The sequence below is a fragment of the Clostridium aciditolerans genome (assembly GCF_016316925.1).
GTDB classification, from domain to species: Bacteria; Bacillota; Clostridia; order Clostridiales; family Clostridiaceae; genus Clostridium_AM; species Clostridium_AM aciditolerans.
This window is the reverse complement of sequence record NZ_JAEEGB010000012.1, coordinates 1-20,293: the sequence shown is the minus strand read 5'-3', so window position 1 is coordinate 20,293 and position 20,293 is coordinate 1. Positions and strand designations below refer to the sequence as shown.

The 20,293-nt window shown below is 30.7% G+C and carries 18 protein-coding genes and 1 tRNA gene; 13 read left to right on the top strand and 6 right to left on the bottom strand.

What is annotated here, in order from left to right:
• Positions 1-121: 121 nt before the first annotated feature.
• Complete coding sequence (locus I6U51_RS10810) at positions 122-277, bottom strand: DUF5670 family protein (protein ID WP_211142662.1); 156 nt, start codon at positions 275-277, stop codon at positions 122-124.
• A 277-nt stretch (positions 278-554) separates the two neighbouring features.
• Here I6U51_RS10810 and I6U51_RS10805 point away from each other — a divergent pair, with 277 nt between their 5' ends.
• A complete protein-coding gene (locus I6U51_RS10805; protein ID WP_211142715.1) occupies positions 555-1,118 on the top strand; it encodes an ECF transporter S component in 564 nt (187 codons plus the stop codon).
• A gap of 33 nt (positions 1,119-1,151) precedes the next feature.
• Here I6U51_RS10805 and I6U51_RS10800 read toward each other — a convergent pair whose 3' ends face one another.
• Positions 1,152-1,316 (bottom strand): zinc-ribbon domain-containing protein, encoded by a 165-nt coding sequence (locus I6U51_RS10800; protein ID WP_178906136.1) that lies wholly within the window; start codon positions 1,314-1,316, stop codon positions 1,152-1,154.
• A gap of 300 nt (positions 1,317-1,616) precedes the next feature.
• Between I6U51_RS10800 and I6U51_RS10795 the strand changes: the two genes are divergently transcribed.
• On the top strand, positions 1,617-2,762 hold the full coding sequence (locus tag I6U51_RS10795) for an AlbA family DNA-binding domain-containing protein (protein ID WP_211142661.1): 1,146 nt from the start codon (positions 1,617-1,619) through the stop codon (positions 2,760-2,762).
• A 184-nt stretch (positions 2,763-2,946) separates the two neighbouring features.
• Positions 2,947-3,354: a hypothetical protein gene (locus tag I6U51_RS10790; RefSeq protein WP_211142660.1), complete on the top strand. Its 408-nt coding sequence runs from the start codon at positions 2,947-2,949 to the stop codon at positions 3,352-3,354.
• 65 nt (positions 3,355-3,419) lie between these two features.
• Here the strand turns inward: I6U51_RS10790 and I6U51_RS10785 are convergent, their stop codons facing one another.
• A complete protein-coding gene (locus I6U51_RS10785; protein ID WP_211142659.1) occupies positions 3,420-4,244 on the bottom strand; it encodes an RMD1 family protein in 825 nt (274 codons plus the stop codon).
• Between the two features lie 230 nt (positions 4,245-4,474).
• Between I6U51_RS10785 and tyrS the strand changes: the two genes are divergently transcribed.
• Entirely contained in the window at positions 4,475-5,695 is a 1,221-nt protein-coding gene (gene tyrS, locus I6U51_RS10780) for a tyrosine--tRNA ligase (RefSeq protein ID WP_211142658.1), read from the top strand.
• A 223-nt stretch (positions 5,696-5,918) separates the two neighbouring features.
• On the opposite strand, the gene rimI is transcribed toward tyrS, so the two are convergent.
• From rimI to tsaE, 3 genes are read right to left on the bottom strand one after another with little or no spacing between them, the layout of a single operon-like run.
• Positions 5,919-6,368: a ribosomal protein S18-alanine N-acetyltransferase gene (gene rimI, locus I6U51_RS10775; RefSeq protein ID WP_178906141.1), complete on the bottom strand. Its 450-nt coding sequence runs from the start codon at positions 6,366-6,368 to the stop codon at positions 5,919-5,921.
• The gene (gene tsaB / locus I6U51_RS10770) at positions 6,361-7,074 is read right to left on the bottom strand and encodes a tRNA (adenosine(37)-N6)-threonylcarbamoyltransferase complex dimerization subunit type 1 TsaB (RefSeq protein ID WP_211142657.1); all 714 of its coding nucleotides are present in this window, start codon (positions 7,072-7,074) and stop codon (positions 6,361-6,363) included. The genes rimI and tsaB overlap by 8 nt, the downstream gene beginning before the upstream one ends.
• A 3-nt stretch (positions 7,075-7,077) precedes the next feature.
• On the bottom strand, positions 7,078-7,533 hold the full coding sequence (gene tsaE / locus I6U51_RS10765) for a tRNA (adenosine(37)-N6)-threonylcarbamoyltransferase complex ATPase subunit type 1 TsaE (RefSeq protein WP_211142656.1): 456 nt from the start codon (positions 7,531-7,533) through the stop codon (positions 7,078-7,080).
• Between the two features lie 280 nt (positions 7,534-7,813).
• Between tsaE and I6U51_RS10760 the strand changes: the two genes are divergently transcribed.
• From I6U51_RS10760 to I6U51_RS10720, 9 genes are all read left to right on the top strand, one after another.
• Positions 7,814-8,719, top strand: coding sequence for a metal ABC transporter substrate-binding protein (locus I6U51_RS10760; protein WP_211142655.1), 906 nt, complete (start codon positions 7,814-7,816; stop codon positions 8,717-8,719).
• Between the two features lie 134 nt (positions 8,720-8,853).
• A tRNA-Trp gene (locus tag I6U51_RS10755) sits at positions 8,854-8,929 on the top strand.
• Positions 8,930-9,230: 301 nt separating this feature from the next.
• Positions 9,231-10,679, top strand: a complete 1,449-nt coding sequence (locus I6U51_RS10750) for a sigma-54 interaction domain-containing protein (protein WP_211142654.1) — start codon at positions 9,231-9,233, stop codon at positions 10,677-10,679.
• A 643-nt stretch (positions 10,680-11,322) separates the two neighbouring features.
• On the top strand, positions 11,323-12,555 hold the full coding sequence (locus I6U51_RS10745) for a Zn-dependent hydrolase (RefSeq protein WP_211142653.1): 1,233 nt from the start codon (positions 11,323-11,325) through the stop codon (positions 12,553-12,555).
• 732 nt (positions 12,556-13,287) lie between these two features.
• A complete protein-coding gene (locus I6U51_RS10740) occupies positions 13,288-14,685 on the top strand; it encodes a peptide MFS transporter (protein WP_211142652.1) in 1,398 nt (465 codons plus the stop codon).
• A 90-nt stretch (positions 14,686-14,775) separates the two neighbouring features.
• Positions 14,776-15,579: an ATP-dependent sacrificial sulfur transferase LarE gene (gene larE / locus I6U51_RS10735; RefSeq protein WP_211142651.1), complete on the top strand. Its 804-nt coding sequence runs from the start codon at positions 14,776-14,778 to the stop codon at positions 15,577-15,579.
• Between the two features lie 792 nt (positions 15,580-16,371).
• Positions 16,372-18,264: an anaerobic carbon-monoxide dehydrogenase catalytic subunit gene (cooS, locus tag I6U51_RS10730; protein ID WP_211142650.1), complete on the top strand. Its 1,893-nt coding sequence runs from the start codon at positions 16,372-16,374 to the stop codon at positions 18,262-18,264.
• A gap of 222 nt (positions 18,265-18,486) precedes the next feature.
• Entirely contained in the window at positions 18,487-19,263 is a 777-nt protein-coding gene (locus tag I6U51_RS10725; protein WP_211142714.1) for an ATP-binding protein, read from the top strand.
• Position 19,264: 1 nt separating this feature from the next.
• The coding region (locus I6U51_RS10720) for a formate--tetrahydrofolate ligase (protein WP_211142649.1) at positions 19,265-20,293 on the top strand (1,029 nt) is incomplete at its 3' end.

Below are 20,293 nucleotides of genomic sequence, written 5' to 3'. Positions count from 1 at the left end.
GAATAAATTATATCATGAGTATTAGGACAAGTACACAAGTAAATATAGTTATGATGCCACAAAAAGTCAAAAAAATAGTAAAGAGCTCAGATAAAATCTGAACTCTTATTTATTAAATATGTTACATTGTCTTCTTTCTTCCAAATAGAGCATCTACTATAAATACTAATGCTGCTACAAGTAATAGAAGATTTATAAATCCACCGCCGATTCGGAATATCAAACCTATAAGCCAAAAGAATAAGACTATGCCGCCTAACCAACGTAAAAAAGTCATATATATTACCTCCTGTAAAATATTAAAGTACTTACATATTAAAGCATTACTGATAATGTTATTATTAGCATTACCAATAAAAATTATTAGTAAAACAATTATTTATTGTATAAAATATATTTCATACATTGTATCGTTACATTTTGAATTTATATAAAAAAATAATATAATAGTAAACAGAAAAGAGCTATAACCTATAGTGATATTGCTTTGTAATTTATGATGATAGGGCATATTCAAATTTTGTATGCCTAAAGAAAAGGAGTGGAATGGAACAATGGAAAGCAAAAAAGTAGCATTAGGTAATGGAAAAGTTCAAGATATGGTACAGATAGCGCTTATGGCAGCAATAACCTATATTGCTACAGCGGTAATTAATATACCTAGTGGAGTTATAGTTAAAGGTGTGGTTCATCTTGGTGACAGTATGGTATTTTTAGCAGCAGTACTGTTAGGGAAGAAAAAGGGATTTTTATCAGCAGCAATTGGTATGTGCTTGTTTGATTTACTTTCCCCATATGCTATATGGGCGCCATTTACATTTATAATAAAGGGAACCATGGCATACATTGCAGGGGTTATTGCTTATAGAAATAATTACGAAGGAAACAATATATTAAACAATATACTAGCATTTGTACTCGGTGGTATATGGATGATAGCAGCATACTATGGAGCTGGAGTAATTTTGATGCACTTTACCACAAAAATAGCTTTTACTCAGGCTTTTGTGCTAGCAGCAGCAGAAATCCCAGGAAACATTGCACAGGTAGTTGCAGGCATTGTCTTAGCAATACCATTAGGAAAAGTATTGAAGAAGGCAAACGTAATAAGGAAATAGAAAAAGAGAGGTTTAAAACCTCTCTTTAAATTATTATCTATTTCTCATGCTATTTTTTTCAGCTTTTCTTGCTCTTCTGCAATCTGGGCATCTTACTGGATCATTTTCAAATCCTTTTTCTTTGTAGAAAGCTTGCTCGCCTTCAGTAAATATAAATTCTTTTCCACAGTCTTTGCATACGATAGTCTTATCTGCCATTTTTAAAAACCTCCTTAAGATCATAGGACTAATTTTGTTCTTGATAACTTCCTCCTATGACCTAGGAGATATAAGTACCTTGAAAAAATTGACCTATATTAAGATTAACTACAAAAATTATTATATCACATTCTTTTAAAAAAACAATATTTTAATTTGCCAACAATAGGGTAAAAATATATAAATAATGATAATGCAAGCATTAAATTATAATAATAAATGGATTATAATTAATTTAACAAATATATTTATTAAAAATTTGAATATAAATATTTATATAAGAAATTTGAGGTTGTTGATATGGATAAGAGAAGATTTACAAATTTACTGAAAAAGACAGAAGGCACCAAACTAGATTTTAAGCAATATATAGAAATTGATACGGATAGCGGAAGAAAAGAACTAGCAAAAGATATATGTGCTATAGCAAACTCAAGAGGGGGAAGAGGATATTTAGTTATAGGAATAGAGGATAAGACTAAGAAGGTACTAGGGATAGGAGATTTGGAATTAAATGAGGAAAAGATACAGCAAATTATAAGTTCGAGAATAGAACCGCCTGTGCCTATTTCACTAGAATTTTTAGAGGTTGATAAAAAAAAGGTTGCGATTATAAATATTTATGATGGACCGCAAAAGCCTTATCAAATGCGTGATAATGGGGCATTTTATATAAGAAGGGGATCAACCAATGACACAATGAGAAAGCAAGAAATAATATCTGCACTGCAAGAAAGTCTAAGTTTAAATGTAGAATTGTGTCCTATTCCTCATAGTGATATAAGCTGCATTGAAAAAAGCATAGTAGATAAATACTTTGCATCACAGGGAATTCAGGCTGATGATGAAAATAGAACTGAACTTATGGAGAGTGCTTCTATTATATATATGGATAAGGATTCCGGTAAGCATATGGTTACATTAGGCGGACTTTTAATATTTTCGAGAATGAATAATGTATATATACCCCATAATATGATAAGAATAACTAATAGAATTAATAAAGATTTTAATGAAACAATTATAATACAGGGTGATTTATTATCAATGCTAGATAAAAGCGAAGATATGATTAATAATATCCTTCCCAAATCATATCCAACTGAAGCTTTAAATGAGGGGGTTAGAAATGCTGTACTATACAGAGACTATACAGTATTTTATAAAGAAATAGAACTCATAATTGATCATAATAGCATTGCTTTAATTAGTCCTGGCACCTTAGTTAAAGATAGGAATGGAAGCTTTGTGAACTACATAAAAAGAAATATGTGGGTATACGAGAAAATAATTGCATTAGATAGCAAAGGTAGATTTCTTAAATCTGGAAGAGGATTTAATAGAATGCAAAAAGCTTTTAAATATAAAGGAAAAGTAACCTTTATAGACTCATTTAAGGATAGTGAATTTAAGGTTATATATCCTGGAATAAAAAATTTCAAGTAGCTTCGCTTTACAAAGGCGACTTAATATGGAAACATCACTAGTTTTATAGCGACAGCTTATTATGTAATAATATGTAGGAATATTTTTTCAAGATTATTTCTTAAATCATTGAAAAAATATTCTGAATATTATATAATTTACTTATAAGTATGGCACCTAAATATTAAAGTAAGGGGTGGTAAACATGATTTATGTATTTTGTAACAAAAGAGGCTCAGGAAAAACAAAGGCATTAATTAGCTTGGCAAACGAGAAATTAGAAGTAGGCAAGGGGCATGTTGTCTACATTAACGATGACAATAGACCGATGTTTCAGCTTAATAGGGGAATAAGATTTATTTCAACAGGTGGATTTAACTTAAAAAAGCAAGAGAGTTTTTACGGGTTTTTGTGCGGCATACTTTCGGAAGATTATGATATTGAGACAATTTTTATTGACGGATTGTTTAATATTATAGAAGAGAATCTTCAGAATGCGGCACAATTATTTTGTTTAATGGAAAAATTATCAGTGGAGAGTGGTGTTGATTTCTATATAAACGTAAATGGCGATACTGAAATGCCTGAATTTATTAAAAAATACGTAGCATAATTGAGAGGAAAATAAATATTAATTTATATAAAAGGCTGGACCGATTGGTCCAGCCTTAAGTGTATTTAATATTTTAATATAAACTCTATTATAGATATAATCAATTCAAATAAAATTAGAATAATAACCATTATTTCAAGTTTTGTGCCTCTTTTTTCATGAGATAAAGAGGCAAATACATCTGTAATGTCTTGAAGTATTTCAGTTTTATGATTTATTTTCTTATATCTCTCATCTAGATCGAAAAGTGAACTGATTTGAATAAAGAAATTTTCTATATCCTCATTATCCCATGCTGCTTTAGGTTTATCTAAAAGCATAAGATATGATATGGTATTATATTTAAATCTTAATACTTTAGCAGAGGTTTTAGCTATTTCCTGATCAGACATATTAAACTTACCTGTGTCAAGATAATTTATTATATTCTCGATACCATCTAAAAGTTTATCTGTTTCAGTCTCAATTTTTTTTAAGGAAGTAGACTTTGCTAATACCAATGATATTATATCAAGATAGTAGGGTATAAACTCATTTGATGTCATTAAATCATTATACAAGGAATAATCATATTGTGCATCTACTTCAAGTTTATATTCATCAATATATTCCGTTGGATTATTATTTTTAAGATTAGGCTCTATATTTTTTATGTATTTGATTATATCCTGAATTTCATGGAATTCCATATTTATAAAAACTAAGGTTCCAAAATAATATATGTAAATCCATTTATTTTCTGTTTCTCTAACTATGCCACTCAATTTTCTGTCAGACAATACTAAAGGGTCTTCCCACTTAAATTTACGGGTGATACCAAAATGAGAAGCAATGGCATTTAAATTAATTTCATTACATAAAACTAACGATTTAAAAGACCAACTTTGCATAAATTACATCCTTTCGGTAAAACATTAGGCATCTGAAAGAAAATAATAAGTCAAAATAGACTAGCATACTGACTAGTCATTTTTGAAGATGCCTTATATACATATAATAAATATTAACATAAAAAACTAATTATATGTATTTAAATATTGATAAAAAAATACTTTAATTATATACTATAAGTTATAGCTAAGAATGACAAATTGAAATAGTTAGAAAGGAAGTGCTTTAAATGGCTAGCGTTTATGATACATTGCTAGAACGTGGATATATAAAGCAGGTTACTCATGAAGAAGAAATAAAAGAATTGTTAGAAAAAGAAAAGATAACATTTTACATAGGATTTGACCCAACTGCAGATAGTCTTCATGTAGGACATTTCTTACAAATGATGGTTATGGCACATATGCAAAGAGAAGGGCACAGACCTATTGCATTATTAGGTGGGGGCACCGCAATGATTGGTGATCCAAGTGGTAAGACTGATATGAGAAAAATGCTTACAAAAGAGCAGATACAACATAATGCAGATAGCTTTAAAAAGCAATTTGCTAAACTTATAGACTTTAATGATGGAAAAGCACTAATGGTAAATAATGCGGATTGGCTGCTTAATCTTAATTATGTAGAGTTTTTAAGAGAAATAGGAGTACATTTTTCTGTAAACAGAATGCTTACTGCTGAATGCTATAAGCAAAGACTTGAAAAGGGATTAACTTTCCTTGAATTTAATTATATGCTAATGCAAGGATACGATTTTCTTGAGCTAAATAGAAAATATGGTTGTGTGCTTGAAATGGGTGGAGATGACCAATGGTCAAATATATTATCAGGAGTAGATTTAATAAGAAGAAAAGAAAGTAAACCTGCTTTTGGTATGACATTTACACTATTAACAAATAGTGAAGGTAAAAAGATGGGCAAAACAGAGAACGGAGCTGTATGGCTTGATAAGGATAAAACCTCACCATATGAATTCTATCAATATTGGAGAAACGTTGGTGATGCTGATGTAGAAAAATGTTTAGCATTGTTAACTTTCTTACCTATGGATGAAGTAAAAAGACTTGGAGCGCTTCAAGGTTCTGAAATAAATGAGGCCAAAAAAGTTCTTGCTTATGAAGTTACTAAGATTATACATAGTGAAGAAGAAGCAGAAAAAGCTAAAGCAGCAGCAGAAGCTCTATTTGCAGGTGGCCAGGATATGAGTTCTGTGCCTACTGCAGCTGTAAAGAAAGAAGAGTTAGGATGTAGTATAACAGAATTGCTTGTAAATACAAAAATACTTCCATCAAAAGGTGAGGCAAAAAGATTAATCCAACAAGGTGGCCTTACAATAAATGATGAAAAAGTAACAGATATGAATATGATAATAACAGAAGAAAACTTCAACGATGGCAGTATGCTTATAAGAAGAGGAAAGAAAAACTACAACAGAATAGTGATAGAATAAAAATAATACGATGTATTATTTTTTAGAGGACAGTTGACAGAGAACAGAGGACAATGAAGGTAAGTTTTCTTCCTGACGTCGGAAAACTAATTTATATTATAGAACCCGTTTCACTAAGTTGAAACGGGTCTTATAATGTAATTAAAGATTTTTCGTAGTGTAATGAAGAAAAATCCTCATTCTCTGTCAATTGTCAATTGATAAAAATTTTGTGTCATAAAATTTATATACTATGTTTCCACATTATAATTGCATCTTCTCGATTGTCGCCATAATATTCTTTTCTTATGCCTTCCTCAACAAAGCCATATTTTTTATATAGACTTTGTGCAACTATGTTAGATTTTCTAACTTCTAATGTTATACTATTTATTGATTCTATTTTGCAAATTTCAATAAGAGCTTCTAGTAAAAGTTTTCCTGCACCTATGCCTCTATATTCTGGATGTACAGCTATATTAGTTATATGGCCTTCGTCGAGTATGAGCCACATGCCTGCATAACCAATTACTACCTCTCCTTTTTTTGCAACTATGTATCTCGCAAATTTATTGTTTTCTATCTCCTTTTGGAATGACTCTCTACTCCATGGTGTTGGAAAACACAGAGTATCAATTACTAAAACACTATCAATATGTTCTAACTTTAAGGAAAGTATATCAATATCATTCATTTTCTATACCCCTTGATTTTTTTTCATACTCCCTTTCGGCCTGTGACTTTCTTAGATAAATAGGGGCAAAGGTATATAAGTCATCATAAATCCCATTCTTTAGAAGGCTTAAGCCTAGTTCACCTAATGAAGATGCTCGAGTTAAGTTAAGGTGTGCAGGTGCGAAACTTATGTTTTTTATGCTAGATTTTAGTCTTTCTTTAAATTTAGGAATTGCATCTCCAATAAAGCATACACGCTCTTCGTACTGATTGAGTACAGTAATTAATTCATCAACTGAAATTATCATATGCTCACCTATAATATTTAATCTATCTTCCTCAAACCTATACAAGGCTGTATACACATTATCTCTAAGGGCATCTAGAATAGGACATACTATGCCATTAGTATAAGCTAAATTATAGGCTAGAGCATCCAGTGAGGAGACCCCAACAAATGGTTTTCCAGTACCTTGACTTAACCCCTTTACAGCTGAAGCTCCGATTCTAAGTCCAGTAAAGGATCCGGGACCTTTTGAAACTACAAATCCGTCTAATGAGTCAATGCTTAATTTTAAATTATTCAGCAGAGTATCCACCATTGACATAAGTACAACAGAGTGCTGCTTTTTATAGTTAAAGGTTATTTCTCCAAGTAATTTATCATCGTCGAGAACGGCACAAGTTGCGGATTCGGTGGATGTATCTAAACTTAAAACTTTCATAATTTATTTTAACTCCTTTATATAGTTATATCTATCGCCATAATAATTTATGGATATTTTCCTGATGTCAATGCCTAGTTCAGGAACCTTTTTTATATCTACCCATATATGTTCCCTAGGGATTAATTCTTCAATAAAGTTTGACCACTCTATAATACTTACAGCATCGCTAAAAATATATTCATCAAAGCCTATAGCCTCTATTTCATCGGGATCACATACTCTATAAACATCAAAATGATGTAGTTTTAAGCGCCCTTCATATTCATTTACTATTGTAAATGTAGGACTTGTTATAGGCTCATTTATTTCGAGCCCTTGAGCAACACCTTTAGTAAAGTGAGTTTTACCAGCGCCAAGGTCTCCAGTAATGCAAATTATATCACCAGAATGCACAAGTTCGCCTAATTTTCTCCCTAACATCATTGTGCTGTCAGCAGTATCTACAATAAACTCCATTATAATTCACCTCATAGTTATTTTATCCAAAATAACACAAAAAGAAAAGAAAGATTAGATAGTATCTAATATTTTATTAGAATTCTGTTTATATTAAATTTATTATTGTAAAATATTTCATAAGAGTTTGCATTGTTAAATTACATTATGTAAAATATATATAATAATATGTTTATGTAACAAGTTAATATATGTTTATACATATTCCTAACTGATATGTTTATAAGTTTCAGAGGTGAATAATTTGAAAAAAAAATTTAGTGTGTTCCTAATTTTTTGTATGGTATTTCTTGTAAGTTGTAGTAAAAAGATTGAAGATACCCAAACCAACCCGGTAGATAACACAAAGATGGAAGTTGTTAAGGATGTAAATTTAAACATTATCACATCAAACAAGCTTTTATACAGTATGATAAAAAGTATAGTTAAAGATAGACATTCGGTTGAATACATGTTCAGTAATAGACAAGACGAATTAAATTTTCAGTTTTCAAGTGATAGCTTAAATAATATAGCAAAAAAAGATTTGTTTATCTATATGGGTGCAGGCTTTGACCCTTGGATGAATAACTTTATAGATAATCTAAATAAGAGTAACGTAGGAGTTATAAATGTATCAAGAGGAGTAAAATTAGTTTCATATAATAAGGTTGTAAAATACAAGGATATTGTTCTAAAAGATAATCCATATTATCTTCTCAATATGGATAACTATAGGATAGCATTGATGAATATAAAAAACGCGGTACAGGACAAAGATCCTAAAAATCGAGATATATATGAAAAAAACTTTTCAGAGACTTTACGAAATGTAGATAACTACCAAAAGGATTTAAAAGCTGTTAAAGACAAATTATCAGATTATACTTTTGTTACCATGGAGGATGAACTGAGTTATTTTATAAAATATAATGACTTTAAGGTAATTGACCTAAGTAAGGAGCAAGCAACTATAGATAATAATACAAAATTAAATATGCAAGCAAAATTGAAGGATAATAAAAACCTGATACTTTTATATAATGATAGTTCTTTGCTTAGGACTTATGAAGATTTGATTAAAAATTATAATATTAAACCGGTTGGGATAAAGGTATATAATGGTGAGGATAGCTATGAAGACGTACTTAAATATAATATTGAGAATTTAGAAGGGTTTTATGAGAAGGAAGTAAATAAAAAATAATAAGAATATCCTAAAATAAATATTTAGAATACTATATTAAGTTTTATAAATATTTTAGTCACTAAAATATTTATTTAAATTATGAAAAAGCACTTGCATATTATAAAAATATGAGGTATAATAAAAGTCGTCTTAGGGGTATAGCTCAATTGGTAGAGTAGCGGTCTCCAAAACCGTTGGTTGCGGGTTCGAGTCCTCCTGCCCCTGCCAAGATAAATCCAGTAGAATTAAGTGTTCTACTGGATTTTTTTGCTTTTTCATATTTTATATTTATAACATTGTTAGGTAAAGAAAATAATTCTATTAATAGTTTAATTCTTAATGGATTTAATGAAAGCTCCCTTATTGGGAAAAGGATACTTTAGTGTAAAATAATAAAGTCTAATTTATTGAAAACTTAATAATATAATAATAAAATAGTAATAAGAACTTGTATAATAATAAGAATTAACAGAATAGAAAGAAAAGAAAAACAAAAGTCTTGCACTAATCAATAAAGGGGGCAGAACTATTGAAAGAAAAATCTGAAGGGATGCCATACAATAAATTATTACAGGAGCTAAGTTATTATAAGCAGACATATGAAGAGCTTAAATTAATAATGGATACAACTTTTGATCAGATAACTGTTACTGATGGAAAAGGAGTGTTGTTAAAGGTTAGCAAATCCTGTCAAGAAACCTTTGGTATATCTGAGAGTGAGATGATCGGGAAAGATGTTTATGAGCTTTCTAAATCAGGAATATTCAATCCATCTATCACAATTGAAGTTTTGAAAAAAAAGAAAGAATTATCATTAATTCAAGAAACTGCATCAGGAAAGAGATTACTGGTAACTGGTATACCAATGATTAATGAAAAAGGAAAGCTTGTAAGAGTTGTGAATATATCAAAGGATATTACTGAATCTGAGATGTTAAAAAAGCAATTAGAGGAGACTGAACATCTTTTAGACTGGTATAGGGATGAAATAAGAAGAAATCAAATAAAAAACAAAGACTATATTGTAGGAAATTCTACTTCGATGAAAAAAATTATTGAGTTAGTTGAACATATTGGAAATATAGAAACTACAATAATACTCCTTGGTGAAACTGGGGTTGGAAAAAGCTTCATAGCAAAAACAATTCATCAAATGAGTAAAAGAAGAGAGCAACCTTTTGTACAGATTAATTGTGGAGCGATACCTGAAAATCTTATTGAATCAGAGCTTTTTGGTTATGAAGAAGGAGCTTTTACAGGAGCAGTTAAGAAAGGTAAAAAGGGTTTATTAGAAGTTGCTGGTGAGGGTACTATTTTTTTAGATGAAATTGGAGAACTGCCAATGCAGTTACAAGTAAAATTGCTTCATGTTTTACAAGAAAAACAAGCATACAAGATAGGGAGCACAGAACCCTTTGACATAAAAGCTAGAATTATATCAGCAACAAACAAAGATTTAAAAAAACTAGTAAGAGAAGGTAAATTTAGAGAAGATCTTTATTATAGACTAAATATTGTACCAATACATATCCCACCTTTAAGAGAGCGTGCTGAAGATATTCCTCTGTTTATAAATTATTTTTTATCAAAGTGTAATCAAAAATATAGTTTATCAAAACAAATATCATCAAATGCATATAAGGTCTTATCTTCATATAACTGGCCGGGTAATATAAGAGAGTTAGAAAACATTGTTGAAAGACTAGTTGTTACATCTAATAAAAATACAATTGAAGAGAATGATATATTTGATATATTTACGCATATCCCAAAATATGTTGGCGAAGTTAATGAGTTTATACCTTTAAAGATAGCTACTGAAGAATTTGAGAAACAAATTTTATTGAAAGCAATAGAAAAATATAAAACAACACGAAAAGTGGCAGATATACTTAAAATTGATCAGTCGACAGTAGTTAAGAAATTAAAAAAGATTAAGAAAGAAAGTTTAAATGATTACATTAATCATAGGTTTTGATGATAAAATTCATCAGAACCTATTTTTTTAAGATGTTTTTTAGACTGACACATATAAGGAAAATTAAAGATTAATCAAGTGAAACAAGAAAAATGAAGGTATTGATAGAAAACTTATATAGTTATACAAATTTGAAAAATTAAGGTAAGTTTAATTGGCATAAGTCTTGCTGTATTGTTAACTGTATATTAAGTTAATCTATATTAATTACTGCTTAATAATATGAACATGTAGAAAAATTATAACTTACGAAATAAGTATTGAACAACCTAAAAACAGAAAGGCTGACTAGGTGATTACATTAATCATAGATTTTGATGAAAAATTTCATCAAAATCTATGATTTAAAATATATTATTAACTAATTTATATAAGAAAAATTAAAAAAATAACCAAGTTAAAGTAAGAAAAGTGATGAGAATGCCAGCAAATTCAAGGAGTTATGATAGATTAGAGAATTTAAATAAATTTAGTTGGCATAAGTCTTGCTAAATTTATGTATGGGGTTAAGATAATAATATAGAGGATTACCTAAGCTTATATAATAGATGAATAAACAAAATAAAGTATATTAATTAAATAATAAATAATAAATATATATAATTTTGACAAATAAATTTAAAACTAAAAGGAGTGTATATTAATGGAAAATACTATGTTTACTTGTGACAAAGAAAGATTGGAGGATAAGATCCTTACGTTTAGTAAATTCGGTGATGCTGGACATGGAGGCATAACAAGATTTTCTTTATCACCAGAAGCTCTTCAAGCAAGGGCAGAATTCCGTAAAAGAATGGAAGCTGTAGGAGCTGAAATTAAAACAGATGATATGGCAAATATGTATGCAACAATTAAAGGTTCAGAAGACCTTCCTGCAATAGCAATGGCGTCACATGTAGATTCAGTTAGAAATGGTGGAAACTATGATGGAGTTTTAGGTGTACTTACAGCAATGGAAGTAGTTGAAACTATAGCTACACAAAAGATTCCACATCGTCATCCAATTACAGCTATGATATGGACTAATGAAGAAGGGTCTCTTTATCCACCAGCTATGATGTCATCAGGAGTTGTTTGTGGTAAATTTGATAAGGAAAAGATGTTAGCATCAAAAAGCCCTAAAGGAAAAACTTTTGGTGAAGCTTTAAAAGAAAGTGGATATGAAGGAGATCAAGCAAACAGATTGAATCCAAAGGATTACGTAGCTATGCTTGAATTACACATTGAACAAGGACCTGTACTTGAAGCTGAAAAGAAGGATATTGGCGTTGTACAAGGTGTTCTTGGAATGGTTAACTATAGAATTAGAACTTATGGACAATCTGATCACGCAGGAACTACTCCAATGAAATATAGACAGGATGCTCTTTTAGCAGCAGCAAGTGCTATAAAATACCTACATGAAGAATTAGACAAACTTGATAGCAATCTTGTTTATACAACAGGTGAAATAGTTTGTCATCCATGCGTACATACTGTTATTCCTGACTTTGTTGACTTCTCATTAGATGCAAGACATCAGGATCCTGAAGTAATTAAGCAGGTTGTTAAAGTTATTGAAAATATTCCTAAGGAGCTTGACAAGTGCAGAGTTGAGTATGAATTACAATGGGCACGTAATACAATTCAATTTAATAAAGAATTAGTTGGTTTGGTTAAAAAGAATGCAGAAGCATACGGATATTCAAATATGGATATTTACAGTGGTGCAGGTCACGATGCTCAGTTTGTAGCTGAAATGTTACCTACAACTATGATATTTGTTCCAAGTAAAGATGGACACAGCCACTGTGAACCTGAATTTACACCTGTTGAAAACTGCTGGAAAGGTGCTAATGTATTATTGCAGACAGTTTTGAATGTAGATAAAAAATAGAGTATAAAAAAGCAAAGAGTCAAGTTGTATTAGAAAAGCTATCTCATAAGTAATTATGGGATAGCTTTTTTATATGTCAAGTAAGGGCAAATATTTGCTGCTTAATTTCAGCTTATATTATTTATTTTTTTATTTTTTTTTAGACAAATATACTTTCGCCTAATCGGCAGTTTTGTGAATAATTTTTCATTAAAAAAGATTATATAATACTGTAAAAAATGAATCTGTACTGTAAAAAGTGAAATCAAACAGTAAAAAATTAATATGTATTTTGATTAAAAAATTATAAAATCGCAATGAAAAAGAGACTTTTTTAACAAATATCTATAAAAATGAATTAAAACAATAAAAAAATGCAAGAATAAGAGAAAGTGATATATTTTGAATAAGACGGAAAACTTGTAAAACCAAATTAAAAATAATGAAAAAATTCAAAAAAGTAATACATAGTTTATAATTATGCAATTATTATATAATATAAAAAAGATAAGACGCTTGTAAAGAATGCCTTGGTTATAATAAAATCAAGAAAAATAAAGTTCTTAGAAAGCTGGATTATTCATTTTAAAGTTTATTTTTAATGTGCATATATATGCATATTGAATGAAAACGATGTGATAAATAGCAATTCAAATAGCCAAAGGAAATAAATGATATCTTGCCAAGAAGAAAATATAATGATAAAATAATTTCGAAAATAAAAAATTAAAATACATAGGAAGAAGGGATAACATGGAACTTTCAAAAAAGAATGGACAAGTTCAAAATGAAACAGGTAAAATGAAACATCCACCAGGATTGTATCTGCTATTCTTCACAGAAGCATGGGAAAGATTCAGTTACTATGGTATGAGAGCTTTGTTAGTTTTATATTTAACAACAAGCTTAATATCTGGTGGTTTAGGTTTTGATAAGGCTGAAGCAATGAGCCTGTATGGTACATTTACTTCGCTAGTTTATCTTACTCCATTAATCGGTGGATATCTTTCAGACAGATTTTTAGGACAAAGACTAGCCATTACTATCGGTGGTATAACTATGGCTGCTGGACAGTTTGCGTTATTCTCAAACCAAAGTAAAGGCGCGCTATATTTAGGATTATTTTTACTTATAATCGGAAACGGTTTCTTTAAACCAAACATATCAACATTAGTTGGACAATTATATCCAGAGGGAGATAAAAGAAAAGACGCTGCTTTTACAATCTTCTATATGGGTATAAACCTAGGTGCATTTATAGCTCCGTTTGTATGTGGTACATTAGCAGAGCAAATATTTGCAGTTAGACAAGGAGAACAAATAATTCATTATGGATTTAAGTTCGGTTTCTTAGCAGCTGGTATAGGTATGGTTCTAGGACAACTTCTATTCAATTTATTAGGAAATAAGTATTTAGGCGAGATTGGTAAAAAGCCAGTTGGTAGAGCTAAGAGTAAAGATGATAAATCATCAGAAGAAGCAAATAGACCACTTACTGCTCAAGAAAAGAGAAGAACTGCAGTTATATTCATTGTAACAGCATTTGTTGTATTCTTCTGGGCTGGTTTCGAACAAGCAGGAAGTTCATTAACAATATACACTAAAGATTTTATAAACAGAGATGCGTTTGGTATGCAATTGCCAGTATCTTGGTTCCAATCATTAAATCCGGTATTTATAGTATTATTTGCACCAATCGTAGGTAAAATATGGATGAAATTATCAAATAGACCTCAAGGAGATATGAATATTCCTACAAAAATGGCATTAGGTATGGTACTTTTAGGAATAGGATTCTTATTAATGGTAGGAGCTTGCTTACAAAGAGGAAATGCAGGAGATAATGTAGCTGTAAAAGCTAATATATTATGGCTTGTTGGAGCGTACTTCCTTCATACAATGGGAGAACTTTGCTTATCACCAGTTGGGCTTTCAATGGTAAGTAAATTAGCACCAAAGAAACTTGCATCATTACTTATGGGAGTTTGGCTATTGAGTTCATCTATTGCAAATAAACTTGCAGGAGTATTAGCATCATTTATGGATTCACTAGGACACATACAAATATTTGGTGGAATAGCAGTTGTATCAATAGTTCTTGGTTTAGTATTGCTATCATTAAACAAAAAACTTACAGCTATGATGGAATAATATATACTTAAATTATAGAAGTCATGGTAAAATAAACGTAATTGTTTATTTTACTGTGGCTTTTTTTATAATAATTTGGAGGTAATAAAAATGATAGAAAATAAAAAATATAGAGATTTAATTAGTAGTTTGAAAAAATTGAATAAAGTAGTTATTGCATTTTCTGGAGGAGTAGATAGCACTTTTTTAGTAAAAGCAGCAAAAGAAGCTCTAGGAGATAATGTTATTGCGGTAACTGTGGTATCACCATATATACCTAAATGGGAGATTGAAGAAGCAAAATCAATTACGAAAAACATTGGAATAAGGCATGAACTTTTAGAGGTGCCTGTAATTATAGATGAAATAAAATTTAATCCCTTAGATAGATGCTATTTATGCAAAAAAGCTGTTTTTACTAAAATAAAAGAATTAGCAAAAAAATGTGGATTTGAATATGTAGTTGATGGTACAAATGCTGATGATACGAAAGATTATAGACCAGGTCTTAGGGCGCTAAGTGAACTTGATGTTAAGAGCCCACTTTTAGAAAATGGAATAACAAAATCAGAAATACGAGAATTTTCAAAGAAACTTAATCTTCCTACTTGGGATAAACCTTCTTATGCTTGTTTGTTATCTAGAATCCCGTATGATGAAGAAATAAAAGTTAAAGATCTTGATAAAATAGAAAAATCAGAAAAACATCTTATGGATTTAGGTTTTAGGGCTATACGAGTAAGATGTCATGGAGATTTAGCTAGGATAGAAGTTCCGAAAGAACAGATATCTAAAATAACTGAAGGTGATTTGGCTGAAAAAATATCAAAATCACTAAAGGAATTCGGATTTAAATATGTAACTTTAGATATGGATGGTTATAGAACTGGTAGTTTAAATGAGGGATTGGTATAGAATACAAAGTCTGAATAATAGTTATTAAACTTTTATTCGGGCTTTATTTTTTATTTATAGTAACTTTTAAGTTAGTATAACTAGTTTATTTATCAAATTAATACATTTGAAATAAGATATGTCGAAATATAAAAGTATAAGGTTAACTAAAAATCAATGGATTTAGCCATGTAACTGAGAATTTTCTGAAATCTGTTAAATTAAAATAAAACTTTACTAAAAATTTAACAAACTCTAAAAGGTTATTTACAATAATTGCATAAAATTATGATTAAAATCATATATTTATTGATTATAGATAAATTTTTTTATTTGTCAACTAAAGTGATGTAATTTATTCTATAAGAATTTTGAATAGTATAAAGTGTATATAAAATAAAAAAGATTTTGCAATTAAAGAAGAAAATGTGATAAAATATATCTGAGAAGGCATAAAATATTAAATTTTTTTAGTAATTTTTTAAAAAAATGGTAATATATATATAATGCATAGTAAGAATTTAAAATTTATTTATAAAAAGCACAAGAGATTTTATAAGCAAAAACTATTTTTATTATTGTTCCTATATCCAATCCTTCAACAAAATATTTGGATTTTTTTTAAAAATGAATGTTTAAAATTTAACATTTTTTCTTAAGACATCTTTTCTTTTTTATATAAAAGCATTATAATTATAATTGTGGTCATTCAAAATATTTCAAATAAATTAAAAATTAGGGTTTTAGGTAAGAATAAGGAACTAATTCTTCAATTATAATAGAGTTAGTTTTGGTAAGGAGGGAATATTAAAAATGAGTGAAAAAGTACTTTCAATTGACAAAACTACGTTGGACATGCTTGATAAGGCTAAAAAAGACGGGGTGGAAACAGCTTGGGACAGAAAAGAAGCTCTAAAAGCACCTTGTGGATTTGGTGCTGCTGGTGTATGTTGTAGAAACTGTACCATGGGACCTTGTAGGGTAAGCCCAGTTCCAGGTAAAGGTGCAGAAAGAGGTATTTGTGGTGCCACAGCAGATGTTATCGTTTCCAGAAACTATGCTAGAATGGTAGCAGGTGGTACAGCAGCTCACTCAGACCATGGTAGAAGCATTTGCTTAGATTTATACCACACAAGTCCAGATGGAGACATAAAAGTTAAAGATGAAAAGAAATTAATGAAGGTTGCAGCGAGATTTGGAGTAAAAACTGAAGGTAGAGATATATATGAAATAGCTCATGAACTTGCAGCAACAGGTTTACAAGATTATGGAAGACAATTTGGAGAGCCTTGCCTACCACCTACACTTCCAGAGAAGAGAAGAGAGATATGGAGAAAATTAGGAATATATCCAAGAGCTGTTGATAGAGAAATAGCTTCTGTAATGCATGCAAGCCATATAGGTTGTACTGCAGATGCTGAAAGTATGATTAAAATAGCTATGAGATGTTCATTAACTGATGGTTGGATGGGATCATACATGGCTACAGAATTCAGTGATATTATGTTTGGAACACCAAAAGCTAGACATACTGAAGCTAACCTAGGCGTTTTAGAAGATAATCAAGTAAACATAGTGTTACATGGACATGAACCAACTCTTTCAGAAATGATAGTTGCAGCAGCTGAATTGCCAGAAATGATTGAATTAGCAAAATCTGTTGGAGCAGATGGAATAAACCTTTGTGGTATGTGTTGTACAGCTAATGAAGCTACAATGAGACATGGAGTTAAATTAGCTGGTAACTTTATGCAACAAGAATTAGCAGTAGTAACTGGAGCTGTTGAAGCTTTAGTAGTTGACGTACAATGTATATTCCCTGCATTAGCTAAATTATCAGAAAGCTATCATACTAAATTCATAACAACTTCACCAAAAGCTCGTATTAAAGGATCAACTTTCATAGAGTTAGATGAAGAAGACAGAATGGGATCAGCTAAGAAGATAATAACAGAAGCTATAATGAACTTTAAAAATAGAGATAGAAGCAAGGTTATGATACCAGAGCTTAAATCTGAAGCAGAAGTTGGCTATAGTGTTGAACAAATATTAAATAAATTAGATGGAGTTGTTAACTCTCATATAGGACCAATGCAATCAGCAAAACCTCTAGCAGATGTAATAGTTGCAGGAGTTATAAGAGGAGCTGCAGGTGTAGTTGGATGTAACAATCCAAAGAACGTTCATGATGAAGGACATATAGAAGTAATTAAAGGCTTGATTAAAAATGATATAATAGTAGTAGTAACTGGTTGTTCAGCTCAAGCAGCAGCTAAACACGGATTACTTAGAAAAGAAGCAAGAGAACTTGCTGGTCCAGGACTTAAAAAGGTATGCGAGCTAGTAGATATACCACCAGTACTTCACATGGGATCATGCGTAGATATAAGCCGTATTTTAGAGTTAGTTGGAACAACTGCAAACCACTTGGGTGTAGACATGAGTGACTTACCAGTAGTTGGTGTAGCTCCAGAGTATATGTCAGAAAAAGCTATAGCAATAGGTACTTATGTTGTAACTTCAGGTATAGACACATGGCTTGGAGTAGTTCCTCCAGTTACAGGTGGTCCAGAAGTTGTGGATATCTTAACTAATAGAATAGAAGAGTGGGTAGGAGCTAAATTCTTTGTAGAACCAGATCCACATAAAACTGTTGAGCAAATAGTTGCTAGAGTTAACGAAAAACGTAAAAAGTTAGGAATATAAATATTACACTAAATTTATAAGCAAAAGTTATGCCAAATATAAAACAGTGTAAAGTTAACATTTCTAGAACTAAAATATCAAAATGATACCAAAAATAACTCAAAATGATAACAAACTCTAATTTGTTATCATTTTGAGATAAATTATAATTGAATATTAGTTTTTTATAGCAAGCTACACATAACAGTTCTGGCGGCACAAAAGGAGGTACTACATATGAAAATGAAAATGGCTATCACAGGAAAAGGCGGAGTAGGAAAAACTACATTTTCGGCTATAATGAGCAGAATATATGCAGAAGAAGGGTATAATGTTTTAGCTGTAGATGCGGATCCAGATCCTAACTTAGCCTTAGCACTAGGTTTTCCTCAAGAGTTAATTGATGAAATTGTTCCTATATCAGAAATGAAGAAGTTAGTAGCAGAGAGAACAAACTCTACACCAGGATCTTTTGGTAAAATGTTCAAGATAAATCCAAAGGTTGATGATATTCCAGAAAGATATTGTAAAGAGCATTATGGTGTAAGGCTTTTAACAATGGGAACAGTAGATACAGGTGGAACTGGATGCATTTGTCCAGAGAATGTTCTTCTAAAAAAACTTACATCCCATTTGATTCTTCAAAATAAAGATATTGTGATTATGGATATGGAAGCCGGTATAGAGCATTTAGGAAGAGGTACTGCTCAGGGGGTAGACGTATTCATTGTTGTTGTAGAACCTGGAATAAGAAGTATACAAACATATAAGCATGTAAAAAAGCTTGCAAAGGACTTAGGGATAGAAAAAGTTTTTGTAGTAGCAAATAAGGTTAAAAATGAAGAAGATGAAAAATATGTACTTGAAAATATAGATACAGATGTCTGTCTCGGATTTATACATTATCGTGAAACTGTGGGAAGTTCTGATAGGGTTAATAAATCTCCATATGATTGCAGTAATGAAACTGTACAGGAGATTAAAAAAATAAAAGAAAAATTAGAGATGGGGGTATTCTAAAATGGGTTTTAAGTCAGATATTGAAATTGCACAAGAGTGTAAAATGCAAGACATTAGAGAGGTAGCTGCTAAGTTAGGTTTTACAGAAGATGATATCGAGCTTTATGGAAAATATAAAGCAAAGGTAGATTACAATCTTTTGAAGAAAACACCAGGGAAAAATGGTAAATTAATACTATGCACAGCAATCAATCCAACACCAGCAGGTGAAGGAAAAACTACTACATCAATAGGTGTAGCTGATGCTTTGTCAAAAATAGGTAAAAATACAATAGTTGCATTAAGAGAACCTTCACTAGGACCTGTATTTGGAGTAAAAGGAGGAGCAGCAGGCGGCGGATATGCTCAAGTTGTTCCAATGGAAGATATAAACCTTCACTTTACAGGTGATTTCCATGCAATAGGAGCAGCAAATAACCTTTTAGCTGCAATGATAGACAACCATATATATCAAGGAAACGCTTTAGATATTGACCCAAGAAGAATTGTTTGGAGAAGATGCGTTGACATGAACGACAGACAATTAAGATTTGTTGTTGATGGTATGGGTGGAAAAGCAAATGGAATGCCAAGAGAAGATGGATTTGACATTACTGTTGCTTCAGAAATAATGGCTATATTCTGTTTAGCAACTGATATAAATGATTTAAAAGAAAGATTAGCTAGAATAGTTGTAGGCTATACAAGAAGTGGAGCTCCAGTAACAGCTGGACAAATAAATGCTCAGGGTGCTATGGCTGCATTACTTAAAGATGCTTTAAAACCAAATTTAGTTCAAACACTTGAAGGAACACCAGCATTTGTACACGGTGGACCATTTGCAAATATAGCTCATGGATGTAACTCAATAATGGCTACAAGAATGGCTACTCATTTTGCTGACTATGTAGTTACAGAAGCAGGATTCGGTGCTGACCTTGGAGCTGAAAAGTTCTTAGACATCAAGTGTAGAATGGCTGGATTAAAACCAGATGCTGTTGTAATAGTTGCTACAGTAAGAGCGCTAAAATACAACGGAGGAGTACCAAAG